Origin of the sequence: Pseudomonas sp. IT-P100, from assembly GCF_949767185.1 — a bacterium.
GTDB lineage: Bacteria > Pseudomonadota > Gammaproteobacteria > Pseudomonadales > Pseudomonadaceae > Aquipseudomonas > Aquipseudomonas fluorescens_B.
This window is the reverse complement of sequence record NZ_CATKQK010000003.1, coordinates 1-25,205: the sequence shown is the minus strand read 5'-3', so window position 1 is coordinate 25,205 and position 25,205 is coordinate 1. Positions and strand designations below refer to the sequence as shown.

General features: G+C 59.2%; 21 protein-coding genes. 8 read left to right on the top strand and 13 right to left on the bottom strand.

The genetic code is table 11. The features are described from left to right. Window positions 1-24: 24 nt before the first annotated feature. Window positions 25-660 carry a retron system putative HNH endonuclease gene (locus ACM6IQ_RS02160; RefSeq protein WP_414877983.1) on the bottom strand — a complete coding sequence of 212 codons (636 nt, stop codon included), beginning with the start codon at window positions 658-660 and terminating at the stop codon, window positions 25-27. After that, the gene (locus ACM6IQ_RS02155; RefSeq protein WP_414877982.1) at window positions 653-2,020 is read right to left on the bottom strand and encodes an AAA family ATPase; all 1,368 of its coding nucleotides are present in this window, start codon (window positions 2,018-2,020) and stop codon (window positions 653-655) included. The genes ACM6IQ_RS02160 and ACM6IQ_RS02155 overlap by 8 nt, the downstream gene beginning before the upstream one ends. 616 nt (window positions 2,021-2,636) lie before the next feature. Between ACM6IQ_RS02155 and ACM6IQ_RS02150 the strand changes: the two genes are divergently transcribed. Then, a complete protein-coding gene (locus ACM6IQ_RS02150; protein ID WP_414877981.1) occupies window positions 2,637-2,999 on the top strand; it encodes a DUF6124 family protein in 363 nt (120 codons plus the stop codon). Between the two features lie 101 nt (window positions 3,000-3,100). Here ACM6IQ_RS02150 and ampC read toward each other — a convergent pair whose 3' ends face one another. Further along, complete coding sequence (gene ampC / locus ACM6IQ_RS02145) at window positions 3,101-4,267, bottom strand: class C beta-lactamase (protein ID WP_414877980.1); 1,167 nt, start codon at window positions 4,265-4,267, stop codon at window positions 3,101-3,103. Between the two features lie 160 nt (window positions 4,268-4,427). On the opposite strand from ampC, the gene ACM6IQ_RS02140 reads away from it, so the two are divergent. Then, a complete protein-coding gene (locus ACM6IQ_RS02140; RefSeq protein WP_017339894.1) occupies window positions 4,428-5,309 on the top strand; it encodes a LysR substrate-binding domain-containing protein in 882 nt (293 codons plus the stop codon). Window positions 5,310-5,345: 36 nt separating this feature from the next. Here ACM6IQ_RS02140 and gudD read toward each other — a convergent pair whose 3' ends face one another. Both gudD and ACM6IQ_RS02130 read right to left on the bottom strand, forming a co-directional pair. Continuing rightward, window positions 5,346-6,689, bottom strand: coding sequence for a glucarate dehydratase (gene gudD / locus ACM6IQ_RS02135; RefSeq protein WP_414877979.1), 1,344 nt, complete (start codon window positions 6,687-6,689; stop codon window positions 5,346-5,348). A gap of 24 nt (window positions 6,690-6,713) precedes the next feature. Further along, a complete protein-coding gene (locus ACM6IQ_RS02130) occupies window positions 6,714-8,060 on the bottom strand; it encodes an MFS transporter (protein WP_017339892.1) in 1,347 nt (448 codons plus the stop codon). A 280-nt stretch (window positions 8,061-8,340) separates the two neighbouring features. Here ACM6IQ_RS02130 and ACM6IQ_RS02125 point away from each other — a divergent pair, with 280 nt between their 5' ends. Both ACM6IQ_RS02125 and ACM6IQ_RS02120 read left to right on the top strand, forming a co-directional pair. After that, entirely contained in the window at window positions 8,341-9,057 is a 717-nt protein-coding gene (locus ACM6IQ_RS02125; RefSeq protein WP_031319049.1) for a FadR/GntR family transcriptional regulator, read from the top strand. 89 nt (window positions 9,058-9,146) lie between these two features. Next, window positions 9,147-9,308 carry a hypothetical protein gene (locus ACM6IQ_RS02120; RefSeq protein WP_017339890.1) on the top strand — a complete coding sequence of 54 codons (162 nt, stop codon included), beginning with the start codon at window positions 9,147-9,149 and terminating at the stop codon, window positions 9,306-9,308. 165 nt (window positions 9,309-9,473) lie between these two features. Here ACM6IQ_RS02120 and ACM6IQ_RS02115 read toward each other — a convergent pair whose 3' ends face one another. After that, on the bottom strand, window positions 9,474-10,379 hold the full coding sequence (locus ACM6IQ_RS02115; protein ID WP_414877978.1) for a DMT family transporter: 906 nt from the start codon (window positions 10,377-10,379) through the stop codon (window positions 9,474-9,476). A gap of 96 nt (window positions 10,380-10,475) precedes the next feature. Between ACM6IQ_RS02115 and ACM6IQ_RS02110 the strand changes: the two genes are divergently transcribed. Further along, the gene (locus ACM6IQ_RS02110) at window positions 10,476-11,339 is read left to right on the top strand and encodes a LysR substrate-binding domain-containing protein (RefSeq protein ID WP_414877977.1); all 864 of its coding nucleotides are present in this window, start codon (window positions 10,476-10,478) and stop codon (window positions 11,337-11,339) included. A gap of 175 nt (window positions 11,340-11,514) precedes the next feature. Here the strand turns inward: ACM6IQ_RS02110 and yegQ are convergent, their stop codons facing one another. Further along, window positions 11,515-12,840 (bottom strand): tRNA 5-hydroxyuridine modification protein YegQ, encoded by a 1,326-nt coding sequence (yegQ, locus tag ACM6IQ_RS02105; RefSeq protein ID WP_414877976.1) that lies wholly within the window; start codon window positions 12,838-12,840, stop codon window positions 11,515-11,517. 163 nt (window positions 12,841-13,003) lie between these two features. Between yegQ and ACM6IQ_RS02100 the strand changes: the two genes are divergently transcribed. Beyond that, window positions 13,004-14,065: an AI-2E family transporter gene (locus ACM6IQ_RS02100; RefSeq protein ID WP_017339886.1), complete on the top strand. Its 1,062-nt coding sequence runs from the start codon at window positions 13,004-13,006 to the stop codon at window positions 14,063-14,065. On the opposite strand, the gene ACM6IQ_RS02095 is transcribed toward ACM6IQ_RS02100, so the two are convergent. The 3 genes from ACM6IQ_RS02095 to ACM6IQ_RS02085 all read right to left on the bottom strand — a co-directional run bounded on the left by ACM6IQ_RS02095 (window position 14,062) and on the right by ACM6IQ_RS02085 (window position 15,362). After that, window positions 14,062-14,244 carry a hypothetical protein gene (locus ACM6IQ_RS02095; protein ID WP_017339885.1) on the bottom strand — a complete coding sequence of 61 codons (183 nt, stop codon included), beginning with the start codon at window positions 14,242-14,244 and terminating at the stop codon, window positions 14,062-14,064. The genes ACM6IQ_RS02100 and ACM6IQ_RS02095 overlap by 4 nt on opposite strands. Window positions 14,245-14,356: 112 nt before the next feature. Further along, on the bottom strand, window positions 14,357-14,551 hold the full coding sequence (locus tag ACM6IQ_RS02090; RefSeq protein ID WP_017339884.1) for a hypothetical protein: 195 nt from the start codon (window positions 14,549-14,551) through the stop codon (window positions 14,357-14,359). 442 nt (window positions 14,552-14,993) lie between these two features. Then, the gene (locus tag ACM6IQ_RS02085) at window positions 14,994-15,362 is read right to left on the bottom strand and encodes a hypothetical protein (RefSeq protein ID WP_031319047.1); all 369 of its coding nucleotides are present in this window, start codon (window positions 15,360-15,362) and stop codon (window positions 14,994-14,996) included. Window positions 15,363-15,608: 246 nt separating this feature from the next. Between ACM6IQ_RS02085 and ACM6IQ_RS02080 the strand changes: the two genes are divergently transcribed. After that, entirely contained in the window at window positions 15,609-16,427 is an 819-nt protein-coding gene (locus ACM6IQ_RS02080) for a shikimate 5-dehydrogenase (protein ID WP_414877975.1), read from the top strand. An 89-nt stretch (window positions 16,428-16,516) separates the two neighbouring features. Here the strand turns inward: ACM6IQ_RS02080 and ACM6IQ_RS02075 are convergent, their stop codons facing one another. The 3 genes from ACM6IQ_RS02075 to mfd are packed head-to-tail and all read right to left on the bottom strand — an operon-like array spanning window position 16,517 to window position 23,248. Next, window positions 16,517-19,210 carry a DEAD/DEAH box helicase gene (locus tag ACM6IQ_RS02075; RefSeq protein WP_017339881.1) on the bottom strand — a complete coding sequence of 898 codons (2,694 nt, stop codon included), beginning with the start codon at window positions 19,208-19,210 and terminating at the stop codon, window positions 16,517-16,519. Between the two features lie 11 nt (window positions 19,211-19,221). Beyond that, window positions 19,222-19,788 (bottom strand): CsiV family protein, encoded by a 567-nt coding sequence (locus ACM6IQ_RS02070; RefSeq protein ID WP_414877974.1) that lies wholly within the window; start codon window positions 19,786-19,788, stop codon window positions 19,222-19,224. A gap of 10 nt (window positions 19,789-19,798) precedes the next feature. Next, window positions 19,799-23,248: a transcription-repair coupling factor gene (gene mfd, locus ACM6IQ_RS02065; RefSeq protein WP_414877973.1), complete on the bottom strand. Its 3,450-nt coding sequence runs from the start codon at window positions 23,246-23,248 to the stop codon at window positions 19,799-19,801. Window positions 23,249-23,611: 363 nt separating this feature from the next. Between mfd and ACM6IQ_RS02060 the strand changes: the two genes are divergently transcribed. Continuing rightward, on the top strand, window positions 23,612-25,075 hold the full coding sequence (locus ACM6IQ_RS02060) for a glyceraldehyde-3-phosphate dehydrogenase (protein WP_017339878.1): 1,464 nt from the start codon (window positions 23,612-23,614) through the stop codon (window positions 25,073-25,075). Window positions 25,076-25,205 lie beyond the last annotated feature (130 nt).

Below are 25,205 nucleotides of genomic sequence, written 5' to 3'. Positions count from 1 at the left end.
TCGTAAAGGGGCGTTGAGGCTATTTCAAGGTTGAGTCAGAAAGTGATGGATTACATTGACCAGTACGGGTGAAAAAGGCTGCAAGCTTTGCGCTGCACCGGGCATTTTCAGATCCGCAAGAATTAAATTCAGGAGTTCTGCATCTTCATCCAGCAAGTCTTCCGGACGCGCGCCTAAGTTATAAATCAACACATCAATCATTGCTTTGCGTCTACCGATAAGTCCTCTATTACTCTTTTCGGTATGACCCAGATTTAATGCTGCAATAGAAACTCTTGCCCGCTCAGTCTGTCCTTTGACCAACCCGGACAAGTAGAACTTCAGCTCGGTTTCGCATTTAGCCATTAATGGCGTGAGCGGCAACGGTTGTGTACCGCGACCATGACCGCATTGATGTGCGCGTTGGCAACTGGCGACGATGTTGGAAAAATCCAACGTCCGATTCGGTGCGTGATCCTGAGCCTGGACATGCTCGTTATGAGCGTTATCAATTGTGATCGACTGACAGCAATACGCACATAAACCGTACTGTTCCGAGATGCATGAAGAACGTATGGACCGGCTCTCTTCCGGTGGTAAGTCCCGGTAACGTAGCGCGTTGTTCGAGCGTTTCCAGCGGGATAGTGATTGCGGTTCCATGCCTTTGTCGATCTTACGCACGCCGTAGCTCCAACTTTCGGATCAGCAATGCTGCCTTTGCCAGCTCTAGATGACCTTCTGGTAGCTCCAGTGAAAGCTCGGTAAACAGTTTTTTAGCTTCGTCCAAATCTCCGTCCTGCAAACGCTCCAGCAATCGGTTCAAGCGCTGCTGCACATCGCTGTTACGAATGTCAGTGTCCATGACTTCCAGAAGAACCTGATTGGCATCCAGTCCATAAAGGTCATTGCGCTCTTGTAGTTCCCCGTCGTCCAGCACGTAACACAGCACATCTTTTGCATCACTGATGACAAGCGGCGAATGGGTGGTCAGCACAAACTGGCAGTTCGGAAACGTCTCGCTCAACTGCCGAATCAAACTGCGCTGCCATTTGGGATGCAAGTGCAAATCGACTTCGTCGATCAGTACGATGCCGTCGCCTTCTAACGGATTGTCCAAAGATTGATTCATCATCGCCAGTCGGCGAGCGATGTCACCGACTAACGCCATCATCGATTTTTCCCCCTGCGAGAGCTGGGATACGTTAAGTGTCACGCCATCTTTGTCGATGGCCATGTGCAGGCGTGGTTTGCGCTGCACTCTCAAGTTGCTGAACCCTGGCATGAACGCGGCGATGGCGGAGCGAACGGCTGTCAACTGACGATCACGGGATGAGGCTTTCAGCTGGGAAAGGGTTTTCCAGATGTCACTGTCTTTTCCGAACTTGTCGGAGATTTCTGCCAAAGCCGTGCTGGATACTCCGCTCTCATTTTCACTGTCTTCGCGTTCGCGAAACCATTCGAAGAAGCGACGGAAATCGACGCCGCGATTCAGCGCGTTGTCGTAGCCGTCGAGTTGATCGAAGGTGTGTTTGGTTTTGATTTTTAGCGGGATTTCGAGGACTGAGCGCTCGACCGGGTAGTAAGCTATCAAAGGGAGCGAGGCTTTATCAGACGCAGTTAGTCCGTTCCGGTAGTGATCGGCTAGCCGGCTAACATCTACTAACGAGCTATGGACAACCGACTTTCGCCCTTGCCTGGTGCGTGCGATGCCCCACGTGAACATTCCATCTTCAATATCAGCATCGAAAGAATCTGAACGGACCTGCGAATCGTCTATCACACCAATAATAATCAATGCGGCCGGGGCGCCGTTTCGAATGTCTTCTTCAGCAATATGACTGCCATTGCCTTTCTCGGTACGAATCCTGGCAACCAACCAACTCAGTGAGGTTGCCAATGACTTTAGAAGTGTGGTTTTCCCGGCACCGTTGTTTCCCACCAGCACCGTGACGTTCGAGTGGTGTCTGTCGGTAGGGGCGAACCGAATATCTATATCGGTAAACCGACCGACGTCCGTGAGCGTGAAACTGTAGATTTCCATTACATCGCCCTTTTGGGGTCTGTCGGTTTGAAGGCTTTGGCGCGCATTATGTCATTCCCTGCCATGGATTGATCTGCTGCCGTTTAGATACAACGGTTTCGATCGCATCACAATGGCCGTCAGTAAAAACCAGTTGCAGCATATTCCATCAAAACTCCAAAGACGATTTCAGGCGTAGTCACGAGAGTCGGTGACCTCGTCAGACGCTTCCTCAATTTACGCCGGAAAAACTCGCTCGGGAGTCGCGTATGTCAGAGGTGTGACTGGCTTGCCACGTCTGTTTAACTGCGTTTGGTTTTACTTCTTGTAAGCCACACAACCTTGCGCCGTTGCCTACGGTTACGCCAGACTCCGCCGGCTTGTGCAGCCTGACCACGGGTTCTATCGTTGGCCTGCCACTGCTCATCAGTGGCCGGGTTTAGCAGCCTGCGGCTATCGTTGCACGTGCATCCATCGCACAGGTGTTTTCATGCCTGCGGTTTGATGGTGGCTGTACGCAGGGCGCCTTAGGGCGCGCCGGCTTTGCAACGTTCCCCGGTCTGCTAACCTGCGTGCAGCTGCCACCCTTTTTCGTTTAGCAGCGAAGGGGGGTTGGCACCAATAGGGAATGTTGTTTATGCCGAAAGTAACTCCTAACCCACCGAATGCGGACAACGAGTCTCCGCACCAAAGCCCCCATAAAGAAAATCCCGTTGCCGCCACCGACCGTGACGTCGATGACGCTCACTTCTCCTGCGCCGACATCAAAGCCATCCCGCGCACGCCCTGCTCGATGTACATCGTCAACCCTGAAGTTGATGTGCAAACCCTGCTTGGCTCTGCGAGCGAGTCGCTGGCATCCGCCTGCGTCATCATCATGGATGTCGCCGACCGGGAGACGGGCACAAGTCGCAACTCCCTGCTGGGCGTTGCTGAAATCATCATGTTGGCGGAAATCAAAGTGAACCGCGCACTGGATCAACTCGACCCCATTGAGTAGCCGGCAACAGCAGTTAAAACACGCTCGAGTTCGATGCCGACTTGCAAACGAAAATGGGCGACCTCAAGAGGTCGCCCATTTTTGTTCACATCGATCTTCGGTCAGGGAGCCAGCGCGCTCAGAATCGAGTGCGCGATTTTGACCCGCTCCGGGTTCGGGTAGTTTTTGTTGGCCAGAATCACGATGCCAATGTCCTTCGAAGGCACATACGCCACGTAGGCACCGAAGCCACCGGTTGAGCCGGTTTTATTGAACAGCGCATTGGCCGGTTGCGGTTGCGGCGGGTTCAACCACTGGACTTTATGAGCCTCCATCGCCATCTGCGACGAGTTGCCGGCAAGCAGTTTGTCGAGGGCGATCGGGTAGGTGTAACGCTCCCAGCCCAGGCCCTGAGTCATGTCGCCAACTGTGTAGTAGCCGGTATGCGTCGCGGCGATTGCCTGCTGCATCGGCGCTTCCAGGCCCGTTGGCTTCATGTTCGCTTCGACGTATCGGAGCAAGTCCGAGGCGCTGGTTTTCACGCCATACGCCTCTGAGTCCAGTGCGCCTGGCTCAACCCTCACAGGCTTGTCATCCTTGCTGTAGCCCTGGGCGTAAAGCGCCATTTGCGTGGGCGGCACCTTCAGGAAGGTGTGCTGCAACCCGAGTTTCGGCAGCAAGGTTTTTTCCATCAGCGCCTCAAACGGCTGGCCCATACTGTGGGCCGCAAGATAACCGAACAGCCCCAGGCTCGGGTTCGAATACTGCCGATGGCTGCCAGCCGCGTAGACCGGTTTCCACTGTTTGAAATAGCCGAGCATCTTGTCCGGCGCATCGGCATCGCTTGGGAATTGCAGCGGCAGGCCACCGGCGGTGTAGGTGCCCAGTTGCAGCACGCTGATGTTATCGAACGCACTGCCACGTAAAGCCGGCAGGAGGTGACTGGCCTTGTCGGACAGGGACAGTTTGCCACTGGCCTGGGCGTAGGCGGCGAGGGTGGCGGTGAAGGTTTTGCTCACCGAACCGATCTCGAACAGGGTGTCTTGGGTGACAACCGTTCCGGTTTCCTTCGAGGCCACGCCGTAGTTAAAGTAATGCGGTTTGCCGTTGACGGTAATGGCGATCGCCATCCCCGCAATGTGCTGTTGCTGCATGACCGGAACGACGGCGTTTTTGACCGCTGTTTCGATCTGCGGGTCCGTGGGGGTTGCGGCAACGCAGTAGCCCGCGCCGAGGAAAAGGCTGAAAGCACTGTAGGATAAGACCTTGCTGAGTCTGAAGTTCTGCATGTGTGTGCCGCTGTCCATGAGTTTTCAAGAGGTGTGCCCGCTACACAGCGAGCGGTTTGCACAGTGGTGCGCCGAATGAGCGTGCCAAATCTAGTCACTTTGCCGGCCATCGACAAACGACGTTATTTCAGATGAGCCATTAGAAAAATTAGGGGTTGGCATGATTCGGCCGCAATTACCGCTTAACGCACTACGCGCTTTCGAGGCTTCGGCACGCCACCTGAGTTTCACACGGGCTGCAGTAGAGTTGTGCGTCACGCAGGCAGCGGTGAGCCACCAGGTCAAAAGCCTGGAAGCCCAGCTCAACGTTACGCTGTTCAAACGCTTGCCCCGCGGCCTGATGCTGACCAGTGAAGGGGAGACGTTGTTGCCGGTGCTGCGCGAGTCCTTTGACCGCATCGCTGAAACCCTCGAGCGCTTCGAGGGCGGGCATTTTCGCGAAGTGCTGACGGTGGGCGCGGTGGGAACGTTTGCGGTGGGCTGGTTGTTGCCGCGATTGTCCGACTTCCAGGCGAAACATCCGTTCATAGATGTGCGCCTGTCGACCCACAACAATCGGGTGGATGTGGCGGCGGAAGGGCTGGATTACGCGATTCGCTTTGGCGCGGGGGCGTGGCACGGGATTGAAGCGGTGCGCTTGATCGAGGCGCCGTTATCGGTGTTGTGCGTGCCCGAGATTGCCCGGCAACTGCGCACGCCGGCCGATCTGTTGCAGCAAACGCTGCTGCGTTCCTATCGCACGGATGAGTGGCCCGAATGGTTTCAGGCCACCGGCCTTGCGGCCCATGCCGCGCCACCCCGGAGCATCGTCTTCGATTCCTCGCTGGCGATGATGGAGGCGGCACTGCAAGGAATGGGCGTGGCATTGGCACCACCGCTGATGTTCGCCCGACTGCTGGCAACGGGCGCCATCGAGCAACCCTTCGCCATCGGCATCACCACCGGCAGCTACTGGCTGACCCGCTTGCAGTCGCGGGCCGAGACGTCGGCGATGGCGGCGTTCAAGAGCTGGCTGTTGCAAACGGCACAGCAAAACGGGTGAACACAGCCCCCACAAAATGAGGTGGTTTCGAAGGGCCTAGCGCACCAGGCACGGCCGCTTGTTATCAAATGTCCACCCCGGAATCAGGAACTGCATCGCCACGCTGTCGTCCCGCGCACCCAGCCCCATGCCTTTGTACAGTTCATGGGCCTTGGCCAACTGGTCCATGTCCAGCTCGACCCCGAGCCCCGGCTTCTTCGGCACTTGCACGCAACCGTCGACGATTTGCAGCGGGGCTTTGGTCAGGCGTTGGCCGTCCTGCCAGATCCAGTGGGTGTCGATGGCGGTGATGTCGCCGGGTGCGGCGGCCGCGACATGCGTGAACATCGCCAGGGAAATATCGAAGTGGTTGTTGGAATGCGAGCCCCAGGTCAGGCCCCATTCGTGGCACATCTGCGCCACGCGCACAGAGCCTTGCATGGTCCAGAAGTGCGGGTCGGCCAGCGGAATGTCCACCGATTGCAACTGGATCGCGTGACCCATTTCCCGCCAGTCGGTGGCGATCATGTTGGTTGCGGTTTTCAGGCCGGTGGCGCGGCGGAACTCAGCCATGACTTCCCGGCCCGAAAAGCCGTTTTCCGCACCGCACGGGTCTTCGGCGTAGGCCAGAACATGATGCTGGTCCCGGCACAAACGAATGGCTTCTTTCAGCGACCAGGCGCCATTCGGATCGAGGGTGATGCGCGCCTCGGGGAAGCGTTCGGCCAGCGCGGTGACCGCTTCGATTTCTTCATCGCCACAGAGCACGCCGCCCTTGAGTTTGAAATCCTTGAAGCCGTAACTGGCGTGGGCGGCTTCGGCCAGGCGCACTACGGCGTCGGCGGTCATGGCTTTTTCGTGACGTACGCGGAACCATTCGTTGTCCGCGTCCGGTTCGCTGCGATAGGCCAGGTCAGTCTGGTGACGATCACCGACATAAAACAGATAGCCGAGCATCTTCACTTCATCGCGCTGCTGGCCTTCACCGAGCAGGGCGGCGACCGGCACGTCCAGGTGCTGACCGAGCAAGTCGAGCAACGCCGCTTCCAGGCCGGTGACAGCATGGATGGTGATGCGCAGGTCGAACGTCTGCAAACCGCGGCCACCGGCATCGCGATCGGCGAAGGTCTGGCGCACCTGATTGAGGATCTTCTGGTACGAGCCGATCGGGCTGCCGACCACCAGGCTGCGCGCATCTTCCAGCGTCTGGCGAATACGCTCGCCACCGGGCACTTCGCCGACGCCGGTGTGGCCGGCGTTGTCTTTGAGGATCACGATATTGCGGGTGAAAAACGGACCATGGGCACCGCTCAGATTGAGCAGCATGCCGTCGTGACCCGCCACCGGAACCACTTGCATGCTGGTGATGATCGGGGCTTTTGCGGTGTCTTGTGGATTCATTTTCTTGTCCTTAAAAAGCAATGTTCAGGCGCGGTGGGGCGCGGTTTCGTCCAAGGCAACGGCAGGTACGGTTTTCGGTGTGTTCCGTGCGGAGAAGACGATGATCGCAGCAATGATCGACGTGGCGGCCAGGCCATACAGCCCGCCCTGAATCGAGCCGGTGTGTTCTTCCAGCAGGCCGAACGTAGTCGGTGCAACGAAGCCGCCGAGGTTGCCCACCGAATTGATCAGTGCGATGACGCCTGCGGCGATCCGTGCATCGAGGTACGCCTGGGGAATCGGCCAGAACAGTGACGAAGCGGATTTAAAGCCCAGTGCTGCGAAGCAGATCGCCACGAAGGCAAAGACCGGCCCGCCGGTGGTGGACATGAACATGCCGGCCGCCGCGATCAGCAGGGCAGCGGCCACCCAGGCTTGCTGGTGTTTCCATTTCGCGGACAGCGATGCGAAGGCGTACATGCCGACGATCGACAGCAGCCACGGGATCGAGTTGAACAGCCCGACCTGAATGTCGCTGAGGTCGCCCATCTTCTTGATGATGCTTGGCAGCCAGAAGGTCGCGGCGTAGATGGTCAGCTGAATGAAGAAATAGATCAGGCAGAACAGGATGATCTGGCGATCCTTGAGCAACTTGCCCAGCGACGGTTTGATCGGCGTCGCGGCTTCGCGGGCCAGTTGTTCGTCGTCGATGGCCTTGACCAGTGCGTCCTGTTCTTCGCGACTGAGCCATTTGGCGTCGTGGGGTTTGGAGTCGAGCCAGAACCAGACGAACACGCACAGCCCGACCGAGAACATGCCTTCAATGAAATACATCCATTGCCAGCCGTGCATCCCGAACCCGCTGATCTGCAGGAGCAACCCGGACAACGGGCCGGAGATCAGCGAAGCGATCGCCGAGCCGCTGAGGAAAATCGCAATGGCCTTGCCGCGTTCCACCCCCGGCAACCAGCGCGTGAAGTAATAAATCACTCCCGGGAAGAACCCGGCTTCAGCCACGCCCAGCAGGAATCGCAGGATATAGAAGTGGGTTTCGTTCTGGATGAAGGCCATGCATGCGGCCACCAGGCCCCAGGTCAGCATGATGCGGGTCAGCCAGATTCGCGCGCCGACTTTTTGCAGGAGGATGTTGGAGGGGACTTCGAACAGCGCGTAACCGATGAAGAACAGACCGGCACCGAGGCCGTAGGCGGCAGCGCCGATGCCCAGGTCGTGTTCCATGTGGGCGCGGACGAAGCCGATGTTCACGCGGTCGATGTAGTTGACGATGAACATGATCACGAACAGCGGCAGAACGTGGCGTTTCACTTTCGAGATGGCGGATTTCAGGACCGAATCGGCGCCGTCGTGCATCCCGGAGATGGATGTATTCACTTGGTTTTCTCCCACTGATTATTTTTATGCGGGGTGTTGCGGGTGCTGCGTTGTTGCTAGACATCATACAACTGCGTTTTTTTATTCTGCAAGCTGCAATGTCCAATAAAATGGCTGTTATCTCGAAATTTTTGTGGTGGTGGCTGGTTGTGAGTCGGTCTTTTTGAACTGGATTTGCTGCCGTTGTTGAGTGTTGTCATACAAGTAGGGTGGTATTTTTTGGGGCTTTCACTTGATCGCGGTGCTACGATTCCGTCAGCTCTGCTCTCGGATGACCGCCATGCAAGAAGACCTCGACGCGCCTGCCCGCAAGCGCACTCACAACCTGGCCCACGACCTGGTCGCGAAACTGACCCAGAGCATTCTGCTGGGCCAGATGTTGCCGGGGGACAAACTTCCCTCGGAGAACACGATCGTTCTGGAGCACGGCGTCAGTCGCACGGTGGTACGCGAGGCGATCTCGAAATTGCAGGCGTCCGGCCTGGTGGAAACCCGGCACGGCATCGGCACGTTCGTGATCGAACGCGCGCCGGAGCAGGGGCTGCGACTGAATGTCGATACGGCGCTGGGGGTGCGCAGCATTCTGGAGTTGCGCATGGGCCTCGAAACCCAGGCCGCCGCGTTGGCGGCCATGCGTCGCACGGATCAGCAACTGGCGCAAATGCGCGAAGCGCTGGATGACTATCAAAGCCTGCTCGCCAACAACGACAGCTGCGTCGAAGCCGACAAGCGTTTTCACCTGTTGATCGCGGAAGCCACCGGCAACGTCTGCTTCACCGAAATCATGCAGCACCTGGGCAGCGCCATGATTCCCCGGACCCGGGTCAATGCCGCCGAGCGTGGCGCGGCGGATTTGAGCAAGCTCGGGCACCTTGCCAACCTTGAGCACGAGGCGATTCTCAACGCCATCAAACGCCAGGACGCGGACGCGGCGCGGGCGGCCATGTGGCTGCACCTGACCAACAGTCGGGACCGGTTTTTGGCGGATCGCGACTAGCCGTCTGTCTATTCGATAGCACGCCGTTCGTGCGCTTGCTTCCAACGAATACGGCCCAGATTTGCTGGACCTCACCAATGAGGTGCGCCATGGCTAACCCAATGGATCACGATGCTCCACCTGGCATGGACCCTGCGCGGGACCCGGCCGCCGCAGAGCCTGACCGACCTGAAGACTGGATGGACCCCGCCGCGGAGGAGGACGTGCCTCCGCCGGATGAACCCACGCCGCTGTCCGATGACAGGCGCTGAACAGAACCCGGCCAGTGTGCCGGGTTTTTTGTGCCTGGCCGGTTGGCCACGTCATCGTTCATCGCGAGCAGGCTCGCTCCCACAGGGGATCTTCAGTGTTGGTGAGGTCAATGTGGGAGCGAGCCTGCTCGCGATAACGCCAGACGCATCACCACAAATCCCCAATCAAACCTCCGCCACCCGAATCGCCACCCACCGCCGCTCCAGATTCAACGCCAACACACTCACCAACACCACGATGCCCCCCACGACAATCATCAACGTCGGCCGCTCGCCCAGCGCAAACGAGGCCATCGCCATCGCCGTCGGCGGCACCAGATACAAGGTCATCGTCGCCCGGCTCAAATCAACGTGAGCCAACACAAACGCCCAGGCCAGGTACGCGAGCGCACTTGGAAACACCCCCAGCGCCATCACCGCCAGTTGTACATGCATCGGTGCGTTGACCACTTGCGCCGCCAACCCCGGCAGGTACACCAGCAACAACGCCGTTCCCGACCACACCGTGTAGCAAACCAGCGTCAGTCCGTCGTAGCGCCCGGAGTGGTGTTTCTGCAACGCGAAGTAAAAGCTCCAGGACACCGCCGCCAGCAGGATCAACAAGCCGTGGGCGTCGATGCTGCCCACCCCGCGATCCCCGGCGACCACGATCACTCCGCCGACCAGCCCCAGAAAAACACAACCCCAACGCCAGGCGCTCACGTGGTCCTTGAACACGAAACGCGCCAGCAGCGTGCTGAACAGTGGCGTTGTTTGCGCCAGCACGCTGGACGCGCCGGCGCTGACACCTTGCTGGCCGAAATTGATCGCCACGTGATGCAGGCTCACGGCAAAAAAACCGAGGCCGAACAGCAGCGGCAAATCACGCAGGTTGGGCAGGCTGATGCCGTTGACCAGCGCGACCAGCGCCATGAACACAGACGCCACCAGGAACCGCAGCAGCGCCAGATGCCCTGGGTCATAGGCTTGCAGGCCGATGTGAATGCCGGTCGGGGAATAACCCCAGCAGGCCACGACAAACGCCATGGCCAGCATGATTTTGAAGGGCGAAGGATGAGTGTGCGTTTGCATGGTCGAGCACCTGTGGACAGATGCATCGAGTATCAGAACTCCAACCATTCGCCACAACTGACTTATACTGCGCCTACTGTTCACTTTGGGTGATGTATGGAGCTCGCGCAGATTCGCATGTTCAAGACCGTTGCCGACGTCGGCAGCATCGCCCGTGCGGCCGAGTTGCTGCATTGCGTGCCGTCGAACATCACGGCACGGATCAAGGCGCTGGAGGCGGAATTGGGCGTCGCGCTGTTTCTACGGGAAGGCCGGGGATTGCGCATCAGCCCGTCGGGACAGACGTTTCTGGCCTATGCCTCGAAGATTCTCGCGCTCACGGCGGAGGCCAAACGCGCGGTCGATCCCGCGGCCGAGCCGTCTGGCCCGCTGCGCATCGGCGCCATCGAATCCTCGGCCACCGGGCGCTTGCCGCGCTTGCTCGCCAAGTTCCACAAGCGCTACCCGGCGGTGGCGCTGGAACTGACCACCGGCACCTGGGGCCAATTGCTCGATGACACCGTCAGCCACCGGCTCGACGGCGCGATCGTCGCGGTGGATGTCGAGCGTGCGCACCTCAAACGCACGCCGATGTACCGCGAGGAGCTGCTGCTGATCGCCTCGACGTCCCTGGGGCCGGTGCGTGACATTGCCGATTTGCAGGACAAAACCGTGTTCATGTGGCCGCAGGGCTGCCCATACCGCGCGGCGCTGGAGCATTGGTTGTTGCGTCAGGGGCAGGCGCTGCCGATTGTCAGCCTGGCCAGTTATGGCGCGATTGTCGGTTGCGTCAGCGCAGGGGCGGGTGTCGCGCTGGTGCCCAAAGGTGTGTTCGATCAATACGCCAAGGGCGCCGGGTGCGCGGGGTACGAATTCCCTGAGCTGACGGCCATCGACAACCTGTTTTACTGGCACGAAAACGCCGGGGTGCACCCGGCGAGAGAGGCATTTGTGGCGATGTTGCGGGAGGAGTTCGCGTAGACGACATTGTGAAACAGGGGACTTTGTGGCGAGGGAGCTTGCTCCCGCTGGGAGCGAAGTACCCCCAAACCAGAACATGGATTTCTTCAGGTTGAACACTGATCACCCTTGGCGAACGCTTCGCGCTCGAGCGGGAGCAAGCGCCCTCGCCACAGGTTTTATCTGGACTACCGGGCTACTTCATACCCACATCCCGCATCAACAACCCGAACCGCAAATCCACCGCATCCGGAATTGGCAGGTACACCGTGTGCCCGTCCCCCGGCGCCACGTCGATGGCCTCGCCTTTGACGTTCTGCAGCTGATGCAGATCGAAGTGGAAGTTGCCCTTGGGCGTCATCAGTTCCATGTGGTCGCCCAGGCCAAACCGGTTCTTCACCTTGACCTCCGCCAAGCGGTCACGCCGCTCGCCGGTCAGCTCACCGACAAACTGCTGCCGTTCCGACACCGAGCTGCCATGCTGATAGTTCTGGTATTCGTCATGCACATGGCGACGCAGAAAACCTTCGGTGTAACCGCGCTGGGCGAGGGATTCCAGATCGGTCATCAGGCCGCGGTCAAACTCACGACCGGCCACCGCATCGTCGATTGCCCGGCGATACACCTGAGTGGTCCGCGCGCAATAGAAATGGGATTTGGTCCGGCCTTCGATTTTCAATGAGTGCACGCCCATCTGCGTCAGACGCTCGACATGCTGCACGGCGCGCAGGTCCTTGGCATTCATGATGTAGGTGCCGTGTTCGTCCTCGAACGCCGGCATCAGTTCGTCCGGACGATTGGCTTCCTGCAACAGGAACACCTGACCGGTGGGTGCGCCAATCCCCAGCGTCGGTTCGGGCTGGAACATCTGCACGATTTCGCCGAGCTGGTTTTCCGTGGCTTCTTGCGCGGTGTACTTCCAGCGACAGGCGTTGGTGCAACTGCCCTGATTGGCATCGCGTTTGTTCATGTAGCCCGACAGCAGGCAGCGTCCGGAATAGGCCATGCACAGTGCGCCGTGAACGAACACTTCGAGTTCCATGGCGGGCACTTGCTGGCGGATTTCGGCGATTTCTTCCAGAGACAGCTCACGCGACAGGATGATCCGGCTCAAGCCTTGTTGCTGCCAGAACTCGACGCTCGCCCAGTTCACCGTGTTGGCCTGCACTGACAGGTGAATCGGCATCTGCGGGAAGTGCCGGCGCACCAGCATGATCAGGCCGGGGTCGGACATGATCAGCGCGTCCGGTGCCATGGCGATCACCGGTTGGAGGTCCTTGAGAAAGGTTTTGAGCTTGGCGTTGTGCGGGGCGATGTTCACCACCACGTAGAAACGCTTGCCCTGGGCCTGGGCTTCGCGAATGCCGAGCGCGAGGTTGGCGTGATCGAATTCGTTGTTGCGCACCCGCAGGCTGTAGCGCGGCTGGCCGGCGTACACCGCATCGGCACCATAGGCGAAGGCGTATCGCATGTTTTTCAGGGTGCCGGCGGGGGCGAGCAGTTCAGGCGTGGCGAGGGTCATGGGCGGGTCGATCGCAAAAGACCGCGAGGGTAATCGGCTTGCCCACAGGTTTCATTGATCTGGATCTATGCTTGATGAACAAGCGGATGGCACTCGCGCGAACCGTGGCGGACTAAGCATCAGGACGCGACATTGCGTCCCTGCGGACTGACATGGATCGGACATGAACGAAGAGACGGTAAAAAACAAATCACTGGTGATTCTGCTTGGGCTGGTGACGGCGGCGTTTATCTGGATTCTGCTGCCGTTCTACGGCGCGGTGTTCTGGGCGGTGATCCTCGGCATCCTCTTCGCACCGCTGCAGCGTCGCCTGCAACTGAAGTTTGGCTGGCAACGCAACGTGACGTCGCTGCTCACCCTGAGCATCTGCCTGATCATCGCTATTCTGCCGGTGATCATCCTCAGTATCCTGCTGGTGCAAGAGGGGGCCACGCTGTACAAAAGCATCGAAAGCGGCGAGCTGGACATCGCAGGGTACGTGACGCATTTCAAACACAGCCTGCCCCCGTACTTTCAGCACTTGCTCGATCGGGCCGGGGTCGGTGAGCTGGACGGGCTGCGGGAAAAAATCATCAAGAGTGCGGTGACGGGCAACGAGTTTGTCGCCACGCAGGTGTTCAGTTTCGGGCAGGGTACGTTTGATTTCGTGGTGGGTTTTTTCATCATGCTCTACTTGCTGTTCTTCTTTTTGCGCGACGGCGCAGAGCTTGCACGCAAGGTTCGCGCAGCCGTGCCGCTGGAGGAACACCAGAAACGCCGCTTGCAGCTCAAGTTCAACCGCGTGGTGCGCGCCACGGTGAAAGGCAACCTGCTGGTGGCCATTACGCAGGGCGCCTTGGGCGGTTTGATTTTCTGGTTTCTCGACATCCCGAGCGCTTTGCTCTGGGCGGTGTTGATGGCGTTTCTATCGCTGTTGCCAGCGGTGGGCGCGGGGATTGTCTGGGCGCCGGTGGCGGCGTTTTTCCTGTTCTCCGGAGCGATCTGGCAGGGCGTGGTGCTGGGGCTGTTCGGCGTGTTCGTGATCGGCCTGGTGGACAATGTGCTGCGACCGATCCTGGTGGGCAAGGACACCAAGATGCCGGACTATCTGATTCTCATCTCGACCTTGGGCGGCCTGGCGATTTTCGGGCTCAACGGCTTTGTCATCGGGCCCCTGATCGCGGCACTGTTCATGTCGAGCTGGGCGATTTTCATCGAAACCAAACCGCGGGTACAGCTGCCTTAGGCGCTGAGTCGACCGGTGTCGAGGCTCTGCGACAGGGCCTTGGCGGCGTTAAGCGAGGTGAGCGGACCGCTGATTGCTTCGCCGTCCTGCACCAGATACCAACAGGCGAGCAATCCCAGCTCTCTGAGCGGGGCGGGAACGGCGCTGCCGATAACGGACATGATCTGAACCTGGGACATAAGTACCTCCATCAATCTATGGAGCTACCTTACGGATCTTGCGCTTGAACGAGAAATCAACGCTTTCGATAGTCGTCATTGACGTTAGCGGTCCCAAACGACCGTCTATCCGTCAGTCGACCACCAGATCCAGCATGTGGACCACTTCGTGCTCGTTAAGCAGGCCTTTGCGCACCAGGTTTTCGGTCAGCAGCGATAAGAACTTGGCGCTGCGATGGCCTTCCAGGTGCTTGAGTTCGGTCAGGGTGTTGTACACCTTGCTGGAAGTGCACAAGCTGATATCGCGGTGCGGATTTTGCGTGGGCATGAGGTCGTCCTTGTTGTTATCAACCTGTTGTTGACGGACAGATCCAAGCTTGCGGACCTGACATGACATAAACATGACCGGTTCCCCTGCGCGGGGAAAGGGCGCTCAAGTCAATCTTGCCCGCTTGAACCGGCGGGACTGTCCCGATAGCGACCTTGGCGAGATTTTTTCAGACCTTCGCCGACGAACGGGCATAAAAAAGCCCCGCTATAAAAGCAATGCTGTTCACTTAAGCGCGCTCTTGAATCGTGCATACCTTTGTGGCGAGCGAGCTTGCTCGCGCTGGGCTGCGTAGCGGCCCCAAAAATCTGACAACTATTGCCGAGTTTTGTGAGTGCTACGCACTCAAGCGGGAGCAAGCTCCCTCGCCACAAGTTTCCTTTGATTCAGACACTCTTAAGTGAACAACATTGCGCTATAAAAGCGGGGCCTTGTGCGCCTGTTACCAGCGGCCGTAACCATGGGGATGGCCGTAATAACCGCGTGGCGGGCCGTAATAGCCACGTGGCGGACCGTAGTAGACCGGTGGCGGGGCGTAATAGACCGGTTGTTGCACGTAGACCGGCGCCGGCTGGTAGTAAACCGGTGGCGGTTGCTGCACGTACACCGGTTGCGGCTGGTAGTAAACCGGTTGCTGCTGGACATAAACGGGCCGGTTGCTGTTGATGATGGCCGAACCGACGATGGCCGAGCCAACGATCGCGCCAAATACCGCTGGACCTTGCCAACCGTGACCGCCGCCAGCCTCTGCCTGCCCTGCGATAGCAAGAGCACCGATCAGCAAGGCCACTGTGGGAATTTTACGGATCATGATCATTCCTCGGTTCTTCAACCCGGCGCTTGCGTCTGCAATAGACCCAAGGATTGTCGCGGGGATACTTCTAAGACAGCGTTTTTTTGAAAATCAGCACAGCCGTTGGGTAAATTTTGTGTAAGGTCTGTACCGGCTTCCTTACCCACGTGCGCTGCCACGAGCAGGCACGCCGATATGATCGATCAGATCTCGATGGAATGGCTAATCCCGTCCATCTGAAAGTGCTACCGAAGGAGATTCTTCATGCAGATGAACCCCAACAAAGACACTCAGCTGTGCATGTCCCTGTCGGGGCGCCCGGGGAACTTTGGCCTGCGATTTCACAATCACTTGTATGAACAGCTGGGTCTGAATTTCTACTACAAGGCCTTTCGCAGCCAGGACCTGACCGGTGCCGTCGCGGGTATTCGCGCCCTGGGCATTCGCGGTTGTGGCGTATCGATGCCGTTCAAGGAAGCGTGTATTGCGCTGGTCGATGAGCTGGACGCGTCCGCCGCCGCCATCCAGTCGATCAACACCATCGTCAACACCGATGGTCACCTCAAGGCTTACAACACCGATTACATCGCCATCGCTCAATTGCTGGACACCCATCAGGTGCCCAAGGAATCGACCTTTGCCCTGCGCGGCAGCGGCGGCATGGCCAAGGCGGTGGCCAGTGCCTTGCGCGATGGCGGTTACAAGAACGGCCTGATCGTCGCCCGTAACGAACGCGCCGGGCGTGCCCTGGCTGAGTCACTGGGTTATGAGTGGCAAGCCGAGTTGGGCACCCGACGCCCGCAGATGCTGATCAACGTGACGCCGATCGGTATGACGGGCGGGCCTGAGGCCGATCAACTGGCCTTTGACGGGGAGGTCATTGCGGCTGCGCAGACTGTCTTCGACGTGGTGGCGATCCCCTCGGAAACGCCGCTGATCGTGCGCGGTCGCGCCGAAGGCAAGCGAGTGATTACCGGGCTGGAAGTGATCGCGATCCAGGCGCTGGAGCAGTTTGTGCTTTATACCGGGGTGCGTCCGACGGAGGAGCAGTTCCAGAAGGCGGTGGAGTTTGCCCGAAGCTGATCATTCCGGCTGTGTCGGCCCCTTCCTCGGAACACCGGCTTGGTCCGGGCGGCGTTCCGAGGAAGGCGATCCACCAGGCGCCGCCCATCTCAGCGTTTCTCCAGCTTTTCCGGCAACGGCGCAAACAAGGCCTCAATATCATCGCTCTGCAACTTCCAGTCCCCGGTCTTGCGCCCATCCAGCACGCCTGCCGCCAGGTCGGATTTTTCTTTCTGCAGGTGCTGAATCTTCTCTTCCACCGTGCCTCGGGCAATCATCTTGTAGACGAACACCGGTTTCTCCTGGCCAATGCGGTACGCACGATCAGTCGCCTGGTTTTCCGTCGCCGGGTTCCACCACGGGTCGTAGTGAATCACCGTGTCCGCTTCGGTCAGGTTCAGGCCCACACCACCTGCTTTCAAGCTGATCAGAAAGATCTGACGCTTGCCGCTCTGGAATTCTTTCACCGGAGAACGTCGGTCACGGGTCTGCCCGGTCAACAACGCATATTCAACACCGCGTTTTTTCAACTCGATCTCGATTAACGCGAGCATCGAAGTGAACTGGGAAAACAGCAGAATCCGTCGACCTTCCTCGAACAATTCTTCCAGCATTTCCATGAGGCTATCGAGTTTGCCCGAGGTACTTCCGCGAGCCGGCAGCGCAGCGTCGTTGACCAGGCGCAAATCGCAGCACACCTGACGCAGCTTCAGCAGCGCCTCAAGAATGATGATCTGGCTGCGCGCCACGCCCTTGCGGGTGATTTCGTCGCGGACTTTCTTGTCCATGGCCAGGCGCATGGTTTCGTAGACATCGCGTTGCGCTTCGTTGAGTTCGACCCAGTGGACGATCTCGGTCTTCGGCGGCAACTCCGTCGCCACTTGCTCTTTGGTCCTGCGCAACAGAAACGGTTTGATCCGGCCATTGAGGTGCTGAAGCCTGACCTCGCTGGCGCGCTTTTCAATCGGCACGCGGTAATCGCGGTTGAAGCTTTTCACATCGCCAAGCCAGCCGGGCAGCAAGAAGTGAAACAGCGACCACAGTTCACCCAGGTGGTTTTCCAGCGGCGTGCCACTCAGGCACAGGCGCTGGCGCGCATTCAGTTCGCGCGCAGCCTGGGCGGCCTTGCTGTTGGGGTTCTTGATGTACTGTGCTTCGTCCAGCACCAGGACGTGCAACGGCTGCGCGGCCAGGCGTTCGACGTCTTTGGGCAGCAGTGCATAGGTGGTCAGGATCAGGTCGTAATCGGCCAGCGTGTCGAAATGCTTCTTGCGACTGGCGCCGTACAGCGCCAGCACTTTGAGTTGCGGCGTGAAGTGTGCGGCTTCGTCGAGCCAGTTCGGGATCAGGCTGGTGGGCATCACCACCATGCAGGGTCGATCGAGGCGTCCAGCGTTTTTCTCGCTGAGAACGTGCGCCAGGGTCTGCAGGGTTTTACCCAGTCCCATGTCGTCCGCGAGAATCCCGCCGACTTCCAGTTGCCGCAGCGATTGCATCCAGCTCAAGCCTTCCAGCTGATACGGGCGCAATGTTGCGTTCAAGCCTTCCGGTGCAGTCGCGGTGTAATCCTTGATGTCCCGCAGGCGCTGGGCAAACGTGCGGATCTGCTCGCCACCTTCCCAGAGCAGCGGCAAGTCTTCCAAAGGATTCAGGCGCGTGGCGTCGGCCTTGCTCAAGCGCAGCGTGGTCTCGCCGGGTTCTTGCAGGTAGAACTCGCCGAGGGTCGCCAGTACCGGTTTCAAGCGGCCAAAGGGCAGGGCGACTTGCAGCGGCCCGTGTTCGGAATTCGGGCGATTGGGGATGTTCACCAAAATCAACTCGTCATCGCGACGTCGGGCGAGACGTTCCGGGTTGAGGATTTCGGTGTGGGAGCGCATCAGGTTCAGCAGGATGGGCAGCAAGCTCAGGCGCTCGCCATTGACGATGATCCCCAGCTCAAGATCGAACCAGTCACGCTCCGGTGCCTGTTCGACGGTGGCGTACCAGTCGTCCACGGCGGTCAGGTCGAAACCGAAATCCTCATCGATCTGCAACTCCCAGCCTTGAGTGCGCAGCTTCGGCAGCTCATTGAGGGTGAAGGTCAGCCAGGCGCTGTCGTTGACCATCTCGTAGAGTTCGCCGGCGCTTTCCGGCAGGGCTTTGCTTTGACGGGTGGCGACCTTGAAGCCGAGGATTCGCAGTTGTTCCCTGTAGGTCTGTTCGACTTCCGGGTGGCGTTTTATCCGCAGCGTCTGCGTTTCCTGGCGAATCAGGACGTCGGCGTTTTTCTGTCCACTGACGTATTCATCCAGGTAATTGAAGGACAGCGCTGCACGATGCTGAATGTAGCGCTGCATCTTGCCGTTGCGCGGTTCGAAGGCGCTGAACTCGATGCTCGCCAGCCACAGGCGTGGCACCGGTTGCACGTTGTCCACCAGCACTTGCGGCGGCGCTTTCGGGCTGCGGTTTTCCAGTACGGCCTGAAGTTTTTCCAGCAGTTCGGCGTCTTGCGCGGCGGCGGGGTAGGCGAGGGTTTCCTGCACCTTCAGCAGCACCGCGGCGCAATGTTTGCAGTTGCTGCGAACCGGGCACGTGCAAGTGGCGTCGACCATCAGCAAGGTGGCTTTAGCCGACTCGCGCAGGCGAATGGTCTGACGATAAACGTTGCCGCCAGAGCCTTCGCAGGCGGCGGTAATGGTTGCGTCTCCGACCTCGACGATCCTGACACGATTCTCCAGCGCGTAGCGTCGGCCACGTTCCAGGCTCTGTTCCTTGAATCGGCTGACCCAGGAAGGCGCCAGAGGTTTACTCAGGGTCGGGGGCATAAGGACTTCAATCAGTCCGGAATTTCATCGGGGACTGGCCGAGGTGCGGGGGCTGTCAGTGAGGTGATCTTGATCAGCATTCCAAGATGACCGGCGTCGAGGAAATTCAGTTGTCCGTTTTTGGTATGGCTTTCTGTTTTCAGGCGTTCACTGGCAGTGACCAGGCCATTGGCGTCGATCTGGTTGACCCAGAAGTCGGCGTCAACATCAGTGAAGCGTCCCAGTTTCAGGTTCAGCGTGCCCTCGATCGGGTACTGGCCGAACTGTTCCTTGCCATCGCTGATTGCAATTTTGCGGGCTTCTTCGCCGAGGTTCTGCTGCCAGGCCTTGTGCAGCAACACGGTGTATTCTTTGCTGGCGGTGAGTTTTCCCACTTCGCTATTCAGGCTTGGCGTGCGCAGGCTGTCCTTGCTGACGAGTTGGGCACCGGCAGCCCAGTCTTCCGGCGCGGCTTTGCTGACAATGGCAGGCACAGCGTTCTGCCGGACCAGAATCATTTCAATCTGATACAGGTCATCGGCAAACGCTGTGGGGGCGGCCAGGGTCATCAGCAAAGTCAGTGAGCGAAACAGGCGCATGCGGCGTCCTTCAAGCAGTTTTCGGAATGAGGCATTCAAGCAGTGCCTCTACAGTATTAAAGCGCTCTTCCGGGCGCTCCATCGGGACCATGAATTTAAACATCGTGGCGCCTTCGAATTTGTAGCGTTTAGGCTGGCCCTGAATCAGTTTGATCAGTGTCAGCGGGTCGACCGGCGTCTGCGCCGCGAACTCGATTCGACCGCCTTGCGGGCCGCCGTCGACTTTCTTGATGCCCAGCAGTTCGGCCTGCAACTTCAGCGCCGTAATGCGCATCAGGTTCTTGGTCGGTTCCGGCAGCAGGCCGAAGCGATCGATCATCTCCACTTGCAGGTCTTTCAGGCCTTCCTCGTCGGTGGCCGAAGCAATGCGTTTGTACAGAATCAGTCGGGCATGCACGTCCGGCAAGTAGTCTTCGGGAATCAACGCCGGTACACGCAAATTGACTTCCGGACCACCGCCCAGCGGCTGATCGAGATTCGGTTGTTCACCCTTGCGGATCGACTTCACCGCGCGTTCGAGCATCTCCATATACAGGGTGAAACCGACGGCCTGGATCTGCCCGCTCTGCCCGTCGCCCAGCAGTTCGCCGGCGCCACGGATTTCCAGGTCGTTGGTGGCGAGCACGAAGCCCGCGCCGAGATCCTGGGTATTGGCGATCGCTTCCAGGCGCTTTTCTGCGTCCGGGGTGATTTGCTGGCGCGGTGGTGTCAGCAGGTACGCGTAGGCCTGGTGGTGACTGCGACCGACGCGGCCGCGCAACTGGTGCAGCTGCGCCAGGCCGAATTTGTCGGCACGCTCGATGATGATGGTGTTGGCGCTCGGCACGTCGATGCCGGTCTCGATGATGGTCGAGGCGATCAGCACGTTGAAGCGCTTGTGATAGAAGTCGCTCATCACCTGTTCGAGTTCGCGTTCGCGCATCTGCCCGTGGCCGATGCCGATCCGCGCTTCCGGCACCAGTTCGGCGAGGTCGGCGGCGCATTTCTCGATGGTCTTCACGTCGTTGTGCAGGTAGTAGACCTGACCGCCACGCAGCAACTCACGCAGCAAGGCCTCTTTGACCGTGCTCTTGTTCTGCTCCATGACGAAGGTCCGCACCGACAGGCGACGGGCCGGCGGCGTGGCGATGATCGACAGGTCGCGCATGCCCGACACCGCCATGTTCAGCGTGCGCGGAATCGGCGTGGCAGTCAGCGTGAGGATGTCGACTTCGCTGCGCAGGGCCTTGAGCTGTTCTTTCTGACGGACACCGAAACGGTGCTCTTCGTCGATGATCACCAGCCCGAGGTTTTTGATCTTCACATCGTCTTGCAGCAGTTTGTGCGTGCCGATGACGATGTCGATCTTGCCTTCGGCGAGATCCGCCACGGCGGCATTCACTTCCTTGGTCGACTTGAAGCGGCTCATCACTTCCACAGTCACCGGCCAGTCGGCGAAGCGGTCGCGGAAACTGTTGTAGTGCTGCTGGGCGAGCAGGGTGGTCGGCACCAGAATCGCGACCTGGCGACCACCATGCACCGCAATGAACGCGGCGCGCATCGCCACTTCGGTCTTGCCGAAACCGACGTCGCCGCAGACCAGGCGGTCCATTGGTTTCGGTGCGAGCATGTCGGCGCGCACCGCGTCGATGGTGGTTTGCTGGTCCGGGGTTTCTTCGAACGGAAAGCCGGCGCTGAAGGTGGCGTAATCGGCTTTCGGATCTTCGAAGGCATAGCCTTCACGAGCAGCGCGGCGTGCATAAATGTCGAGCAATTCGGCCGCCACATCTCGCACCTGTTCGGCGGCCTTGCGTTTGGCTTTCTGCCAGGTTTCCGAACCCAGGCGATGCAACGGAGCCAAGGCATCGTCGCTGCCGGTGTAACGTGCGATCAGGTGCAGGTTGGCGACCGGCACGTAAAGCTTGGCGCCTTCAGCGTATTGCAGGGTCAGGAACTCGGCGGCCTGATCGTCGATTTCCAGTGTCGCAAGACCGAGATACCGACCGACGCCGTGATCGATGTGCACCACCGGCGCGCCTTCGCGCAGCTCGGTGAGGTTTTTGATGACAGCGTCGTTATTGGCGTCTGCGCGTTTTTCGCGGCGACGGCGCTGCATGACGCGCTGACCGAATAACGGGCTTTCAGCCACCAGCGCCAGCGCCGGGTCGTCGAGCACCAGGCCTTCGTCGAGCGGCGCAATGGTAATCGCCAGGCGATCCTTGCTCGCGACAAAGTCCGGCCAGCTGTCGACGGTTTTCGGTCGCAGTTTCAGGCGTTCGAGCAGTTCCAGCAGTACTTCACGACGGCCCGCGGATTCGGCGGTGAACAGCACGCGACCCGGGAACTCGTCGAGGAAACCAGCCAGCGCCGCCAGAGGTTGTGTTGCCTTGGCCTCGATGGCCAGGTTCGGCAACTCCCGCGCCGGGAAGCGCTCGCGGCCGACGCCGATTTCAACATCCTGTTGACTGGCCACCACACGCGGCCAGCTCTTGAGGCGGGCAAAACAATCTTCCACCGGCAGGAACAGCTCTGCCGGCGGTAATAAAGGACGGGATGGATCGACGCGGCGCTCTTCATAACGATTGCGCACATCGTTCCAGAAGTTTTCCGCCGCCTGTTCAATGCCCGGCAGGGAAAACACTTGCGTGTCCTGGGGCAGGTAATCGAACAGCGTGGACGTTTCGTCGAAGAACAACGGCAGGTAATACTCGATACCCGCCGGTGTAATCCCGCTGCTCAGGTCCTGGAAGATCGGGCAGCGACGGAAGTCGACATCGAAGCGCTCACGGAAGCGCGCCTTGAAGCGGGTGACCGCGTCTTTTTGCAGGGGGAACTCGCGGGCCGGCAACAGGCGAACGGTGTCCACCTTGTCGATGGAACGCTGGTTTTCCGGATCGAAGGTGCGCAGCGTCTCGATTTCATCGTCGAACAGGTCGATCCGGAAGGGCAGTTTGCTGCCCATCGGGAACAGATCGATCAGCGAGCCGCGCACGGTGAATTCACCGTGCTCATACACCGTGTCGACGTAGCGATAGCCGCTGGCCTCGAGTCGGGTGCGCATCTGCTCGACATCGAGCTTCTGGCCGACGTCCAGAACAAGGCTGCTGCCGAGCAGGAATTTGGTCGGTGCCAGGCGATGCAGGGCTGTGGTGATCGGCACCACCAGTACGCCATGGCTCAGCTCCGGCAGCCTGTATAAAGCCGCGATGCGCTGGGAAATGATGTCCTGGTGCGGCGAAAACAGATCGTAGGGCAGGGTTTCCCAGTCCGGGAAATGCAGCACCGGCAAATCCGGGGCGAAGAAGCTCAGCTCCTGTTCCAGCCGTTCGGCACTTTGGCTGTCGGCAGTCAGCAGCAGGGTAAAGCGCTTGGCAGCGCTGGCGGCCTCGGCGATGGCCAGGCTCAGGGCGGCACCGGGCAGGTTGCCCCAGTGCTGTTTACCTGCCGCGGCAGGGAGATGCGGTAGACGCAGAACGGGCACGGAAGGTTGAGCTCCAAGCGTTGCGACAAAGTCGGTAATTGTAGCGGCCTCGGGTGCCGCCTGTCAGTTGCTGACTGTGTCTATTACGCAGGTTTGGCGAAATGTAGTGGTAAAGACAAAAAACGCCCGTTTTTTCCTGAAAATCACGGATTATGTAGTGGCAAAACGGTCGAGTGTTACGGAGGGTTACGGATAAGACAGCGGTGTCTCCAAAAAATTGACTGCGCTGAAAGCCGCGGTTTTACAGGGCTGCGGCAATGCGTGATTTTTTTGAACGGAAATTTGTTACGGCTCGCACGACAGGCGCGCATTGCTACGGGGAGCACTCGGCGGCATAATGTAGCCCCTTTTTTCTGCCCCTACATGTGGAAGGTTCCCGTGACTCAGAAGCCCGACCAGTGTCTTGGTGAATGGATCGACCGTGAAGCACTCGCAGAAGCGATGATTCCGCTTATCGGTCAGCTCTACCGCAATAACAACGTGGTGAGCTCGATCTATGGCCGCAGCCTGATCAACCAGTCTGTCATCGCGATTCTCAAAGCTCACCGCTTTGCTCGCCATCGTTCTTCCGACGATAGCGAACTCTCCGTCCACGAAACATTCCCTCTGCTTAAAGCCATGAGCGAGCTCAAGCTCGGCGCGGCCTCGGTAGACTTGGGCAAGTTGGCGTTCAAATTCCGCGTCGAAGGCAAAGGCCGCACTGCCGAGCAGTTCGTCCGTGAAGAACTGGCGGATGTGGTTGGCCAGCAAAACGCCACCGCTCGCAAAGGCACCGACGTTGTCCTGTACGGCTTCGGTCGCATCGGCCGTCTGCTGGCGCGCATCCTGATCGAAAAAACCGGTGGCGGCGACGGCCTGCGCCTGCGTGCCATCGTGGTGCGTAAAGGCGCCGAGAACGACCTGGTCAAGCGCGCCAGCCTGTTGCGTCGCGATTCGGTACACGGTCCGTTCAACGGCACCATCGTCATCGACGAAGAAAACAACACCATTACCGCCAACGGTAACCTGATCCAGGTGATCTACGCGAAGAACCCGACCGAGGTGGATTACACCCAGTACGGCATCAAAGACGCGCTGCTGGTGGACAACACCGGCGTATGGCGTGACGCTGAAGGCCTGGGTCAACACCTGGCGTGCCCGGGTATCGACCGCGTTGTTCTGACCGCGCCTGGCAAAGGCAAGCTGAAGAACATCGTTCACGGCATCAACCACAGTGAAATCACCGCTGAAGACAAGATCGTGTCCGCCGCTTCCTGCACCACCAACGCCATCGTGCCGGTGCTCAAGGCTGTGAATGACAAGTTCGGCATCATCAATGGTCACGTCGAAACCGTTCACTCGTACACCAACGACCAGAACCTGATCGACAACTTCCACAAGGGCGATCGCCGTGGCCGTAGCGCCGCGCTGAACATGGTGATCACCGAGACCGGTGCTGCCACCGCTGCTGCCAAGGCTCTGCCTGAGCTGGCCGGCAAGCTGACCGGTAACGCGATCCGTGTTCCGACGCCGAACGTGTCGATGGCCATTCTCAACCTGAACCTTGAGAAAGCCGCCACCCGTGAAGAGATGAACGAGTACCTGCGCTACATGGCGCTGCACTCCGATCTGCACAAGCAAATCGACTTCGTCAATTCGCAGGAAGTGGTCTCCACCGACTTCGTTGGCTCGCGCCACGCAGGCGTTGTGGACGCTGAAGCAACCATCACTCAAGACAACCGTGTTGTTCTGTACGTTTGGTACGACAACGAATTCGGTTACAGCTGCCAGGTGGTTCGCGTGATGGAAGACATGGCCGGGGTAAACCCGCCAGCATTCCCGCGCTAAGCCTTAGCTGGAAATGAAAACGCCCCGACTTTGGTCGGGGCGTTTTTGTTTGTGTGTCTGTTGGATCGTTGTTGCCGGCACCGGCCTCATCGCTAGCAGGCTAGCTCCCACAGGGGGCTTGTGAACGCCA

Coding starts and splice junctions, on each gene's coding strand:
- ACM6IQ_RS02155 (WP_414877982.1), bottom strand. CDS start 2,020: ATGGAAATCTACAGTTTCACGCTCACGGACGTCGGTCGGTTTACCGAT.
- ACM6IQ_RS02150 (WP_414877981.1), top strand. CDS start 2,637: ATGCCGAAAGTAACTCCTAACCCACCGAATGCGGACAACGAGTCTCCG.
- ampC (WP_414877980.1), bottom strand. CDS start 4,267: ATGCAGAACTTCAGACTCAGCAAGGTCTTATCCTACAGTGCTTTCAGC.
- ACM6IQ_RS02140 (WP_017339894.1), top strand. CDS start 4,428: ATGATTCGGCCGCAATTACCGCTTAACGCACTACGCGCTTTCGAGGCT.
- gudD (WP_414877979.1), bottom strand. CDS start 6,689: ATGAATCCACAAGACACCGCAAAAGCCCCGATCATCACCAGCATGCAA.
- ACM6IQ_RS02125 (WP_031319049.1), top strand. CDS start 8,341: ATGCAAGAAGACCTCGACGCGCCTGCCCGCAAGCGCACTCACAACCTG.
- ACM6IQ_RS02120 (WP_017339890.1), top strand. CDS start 9,147: ATGGCTAACCCAATGGATCACGATGCTCCACCTGGCATGGACCCTGCG.
- ACM6IQ_RS02115 (WP_414877978.1), bottom strand. CDS start 10,379: ATGCAAACGCACACTCATCCTTCGCCCTTCAAAATCATGCTGGCCATG.
- ACM6IQ_RS02110 (WP_414877977.1), top strand. CDS start 10,476: ATGGAGCTCGCGCAGATTCGCATGTTCAAGACCGTTGCCGACGTCGGC.
- yegQ (WP_414877976.1), bottom strand. CDS start 12,840: ATGACCCTCGCCACGCCTGAACTGCTCGCCCCCGCCGGCACCCTGAAA.
- ACM6IQ_RS02100 (WP_017339886.1), top strand. CDS start 13,004: ATGAACGAAGAGACGGTAAAAAACAAATCACTGGTGATTCTGCTTGGG.
- ACM6IQ_RS02095 (WP_017339885.1), bottom strand. CDS start 14,244: ATGTCCCAGGTTCAGATCATGTCCGTTATCGGCAGCGCCGTTCCCGCC.
- ACM6IQ_RS02090 (WP_017339884.1), bottom strand. CDS start 14,551: ATGCCCACGCAAAATCCGCACCGCGATATCAGCTTGTGCACTTCCAGC.
- ACM6IQ_RS02085 (WP_031319047.1), bottom strand. CDS start 15,362: ATGATCCGTAAAATTCCCACAGTGGCCTTGCTGATCGGTGCTCTTGCT.
- ACM6IQ_RS02080 (WP_414877975.1), top strand. CDS start 15,609: ATGCAGATGAACCCCAACAAAGACACTCAGCTGTGCATGTCCCTGTCG.
- ACM6IQ_RS02075 (WP_017339881.1), bottom strand. CDS start 19,210: ATGCCCCCGACCCTGAGTAAACCTCTGGCGCCTTCCTGGGTCAGCCGA.
- ACM6IQ_RS02070 (WP_414877974.1), bottom strand. CDS start 19,788: ATGCGCCTGTTTCGCTCACTGACTTTGCTGATGACCCTGGCCGCCCCC.
- ACM6IQ_RS02060 (WP_017339878.1), top strand. CDS start 23,612: ATGTGGAAGGTTCCCGTGACTCAGAAGCCCGACCAGTGTCTTGGTGAA.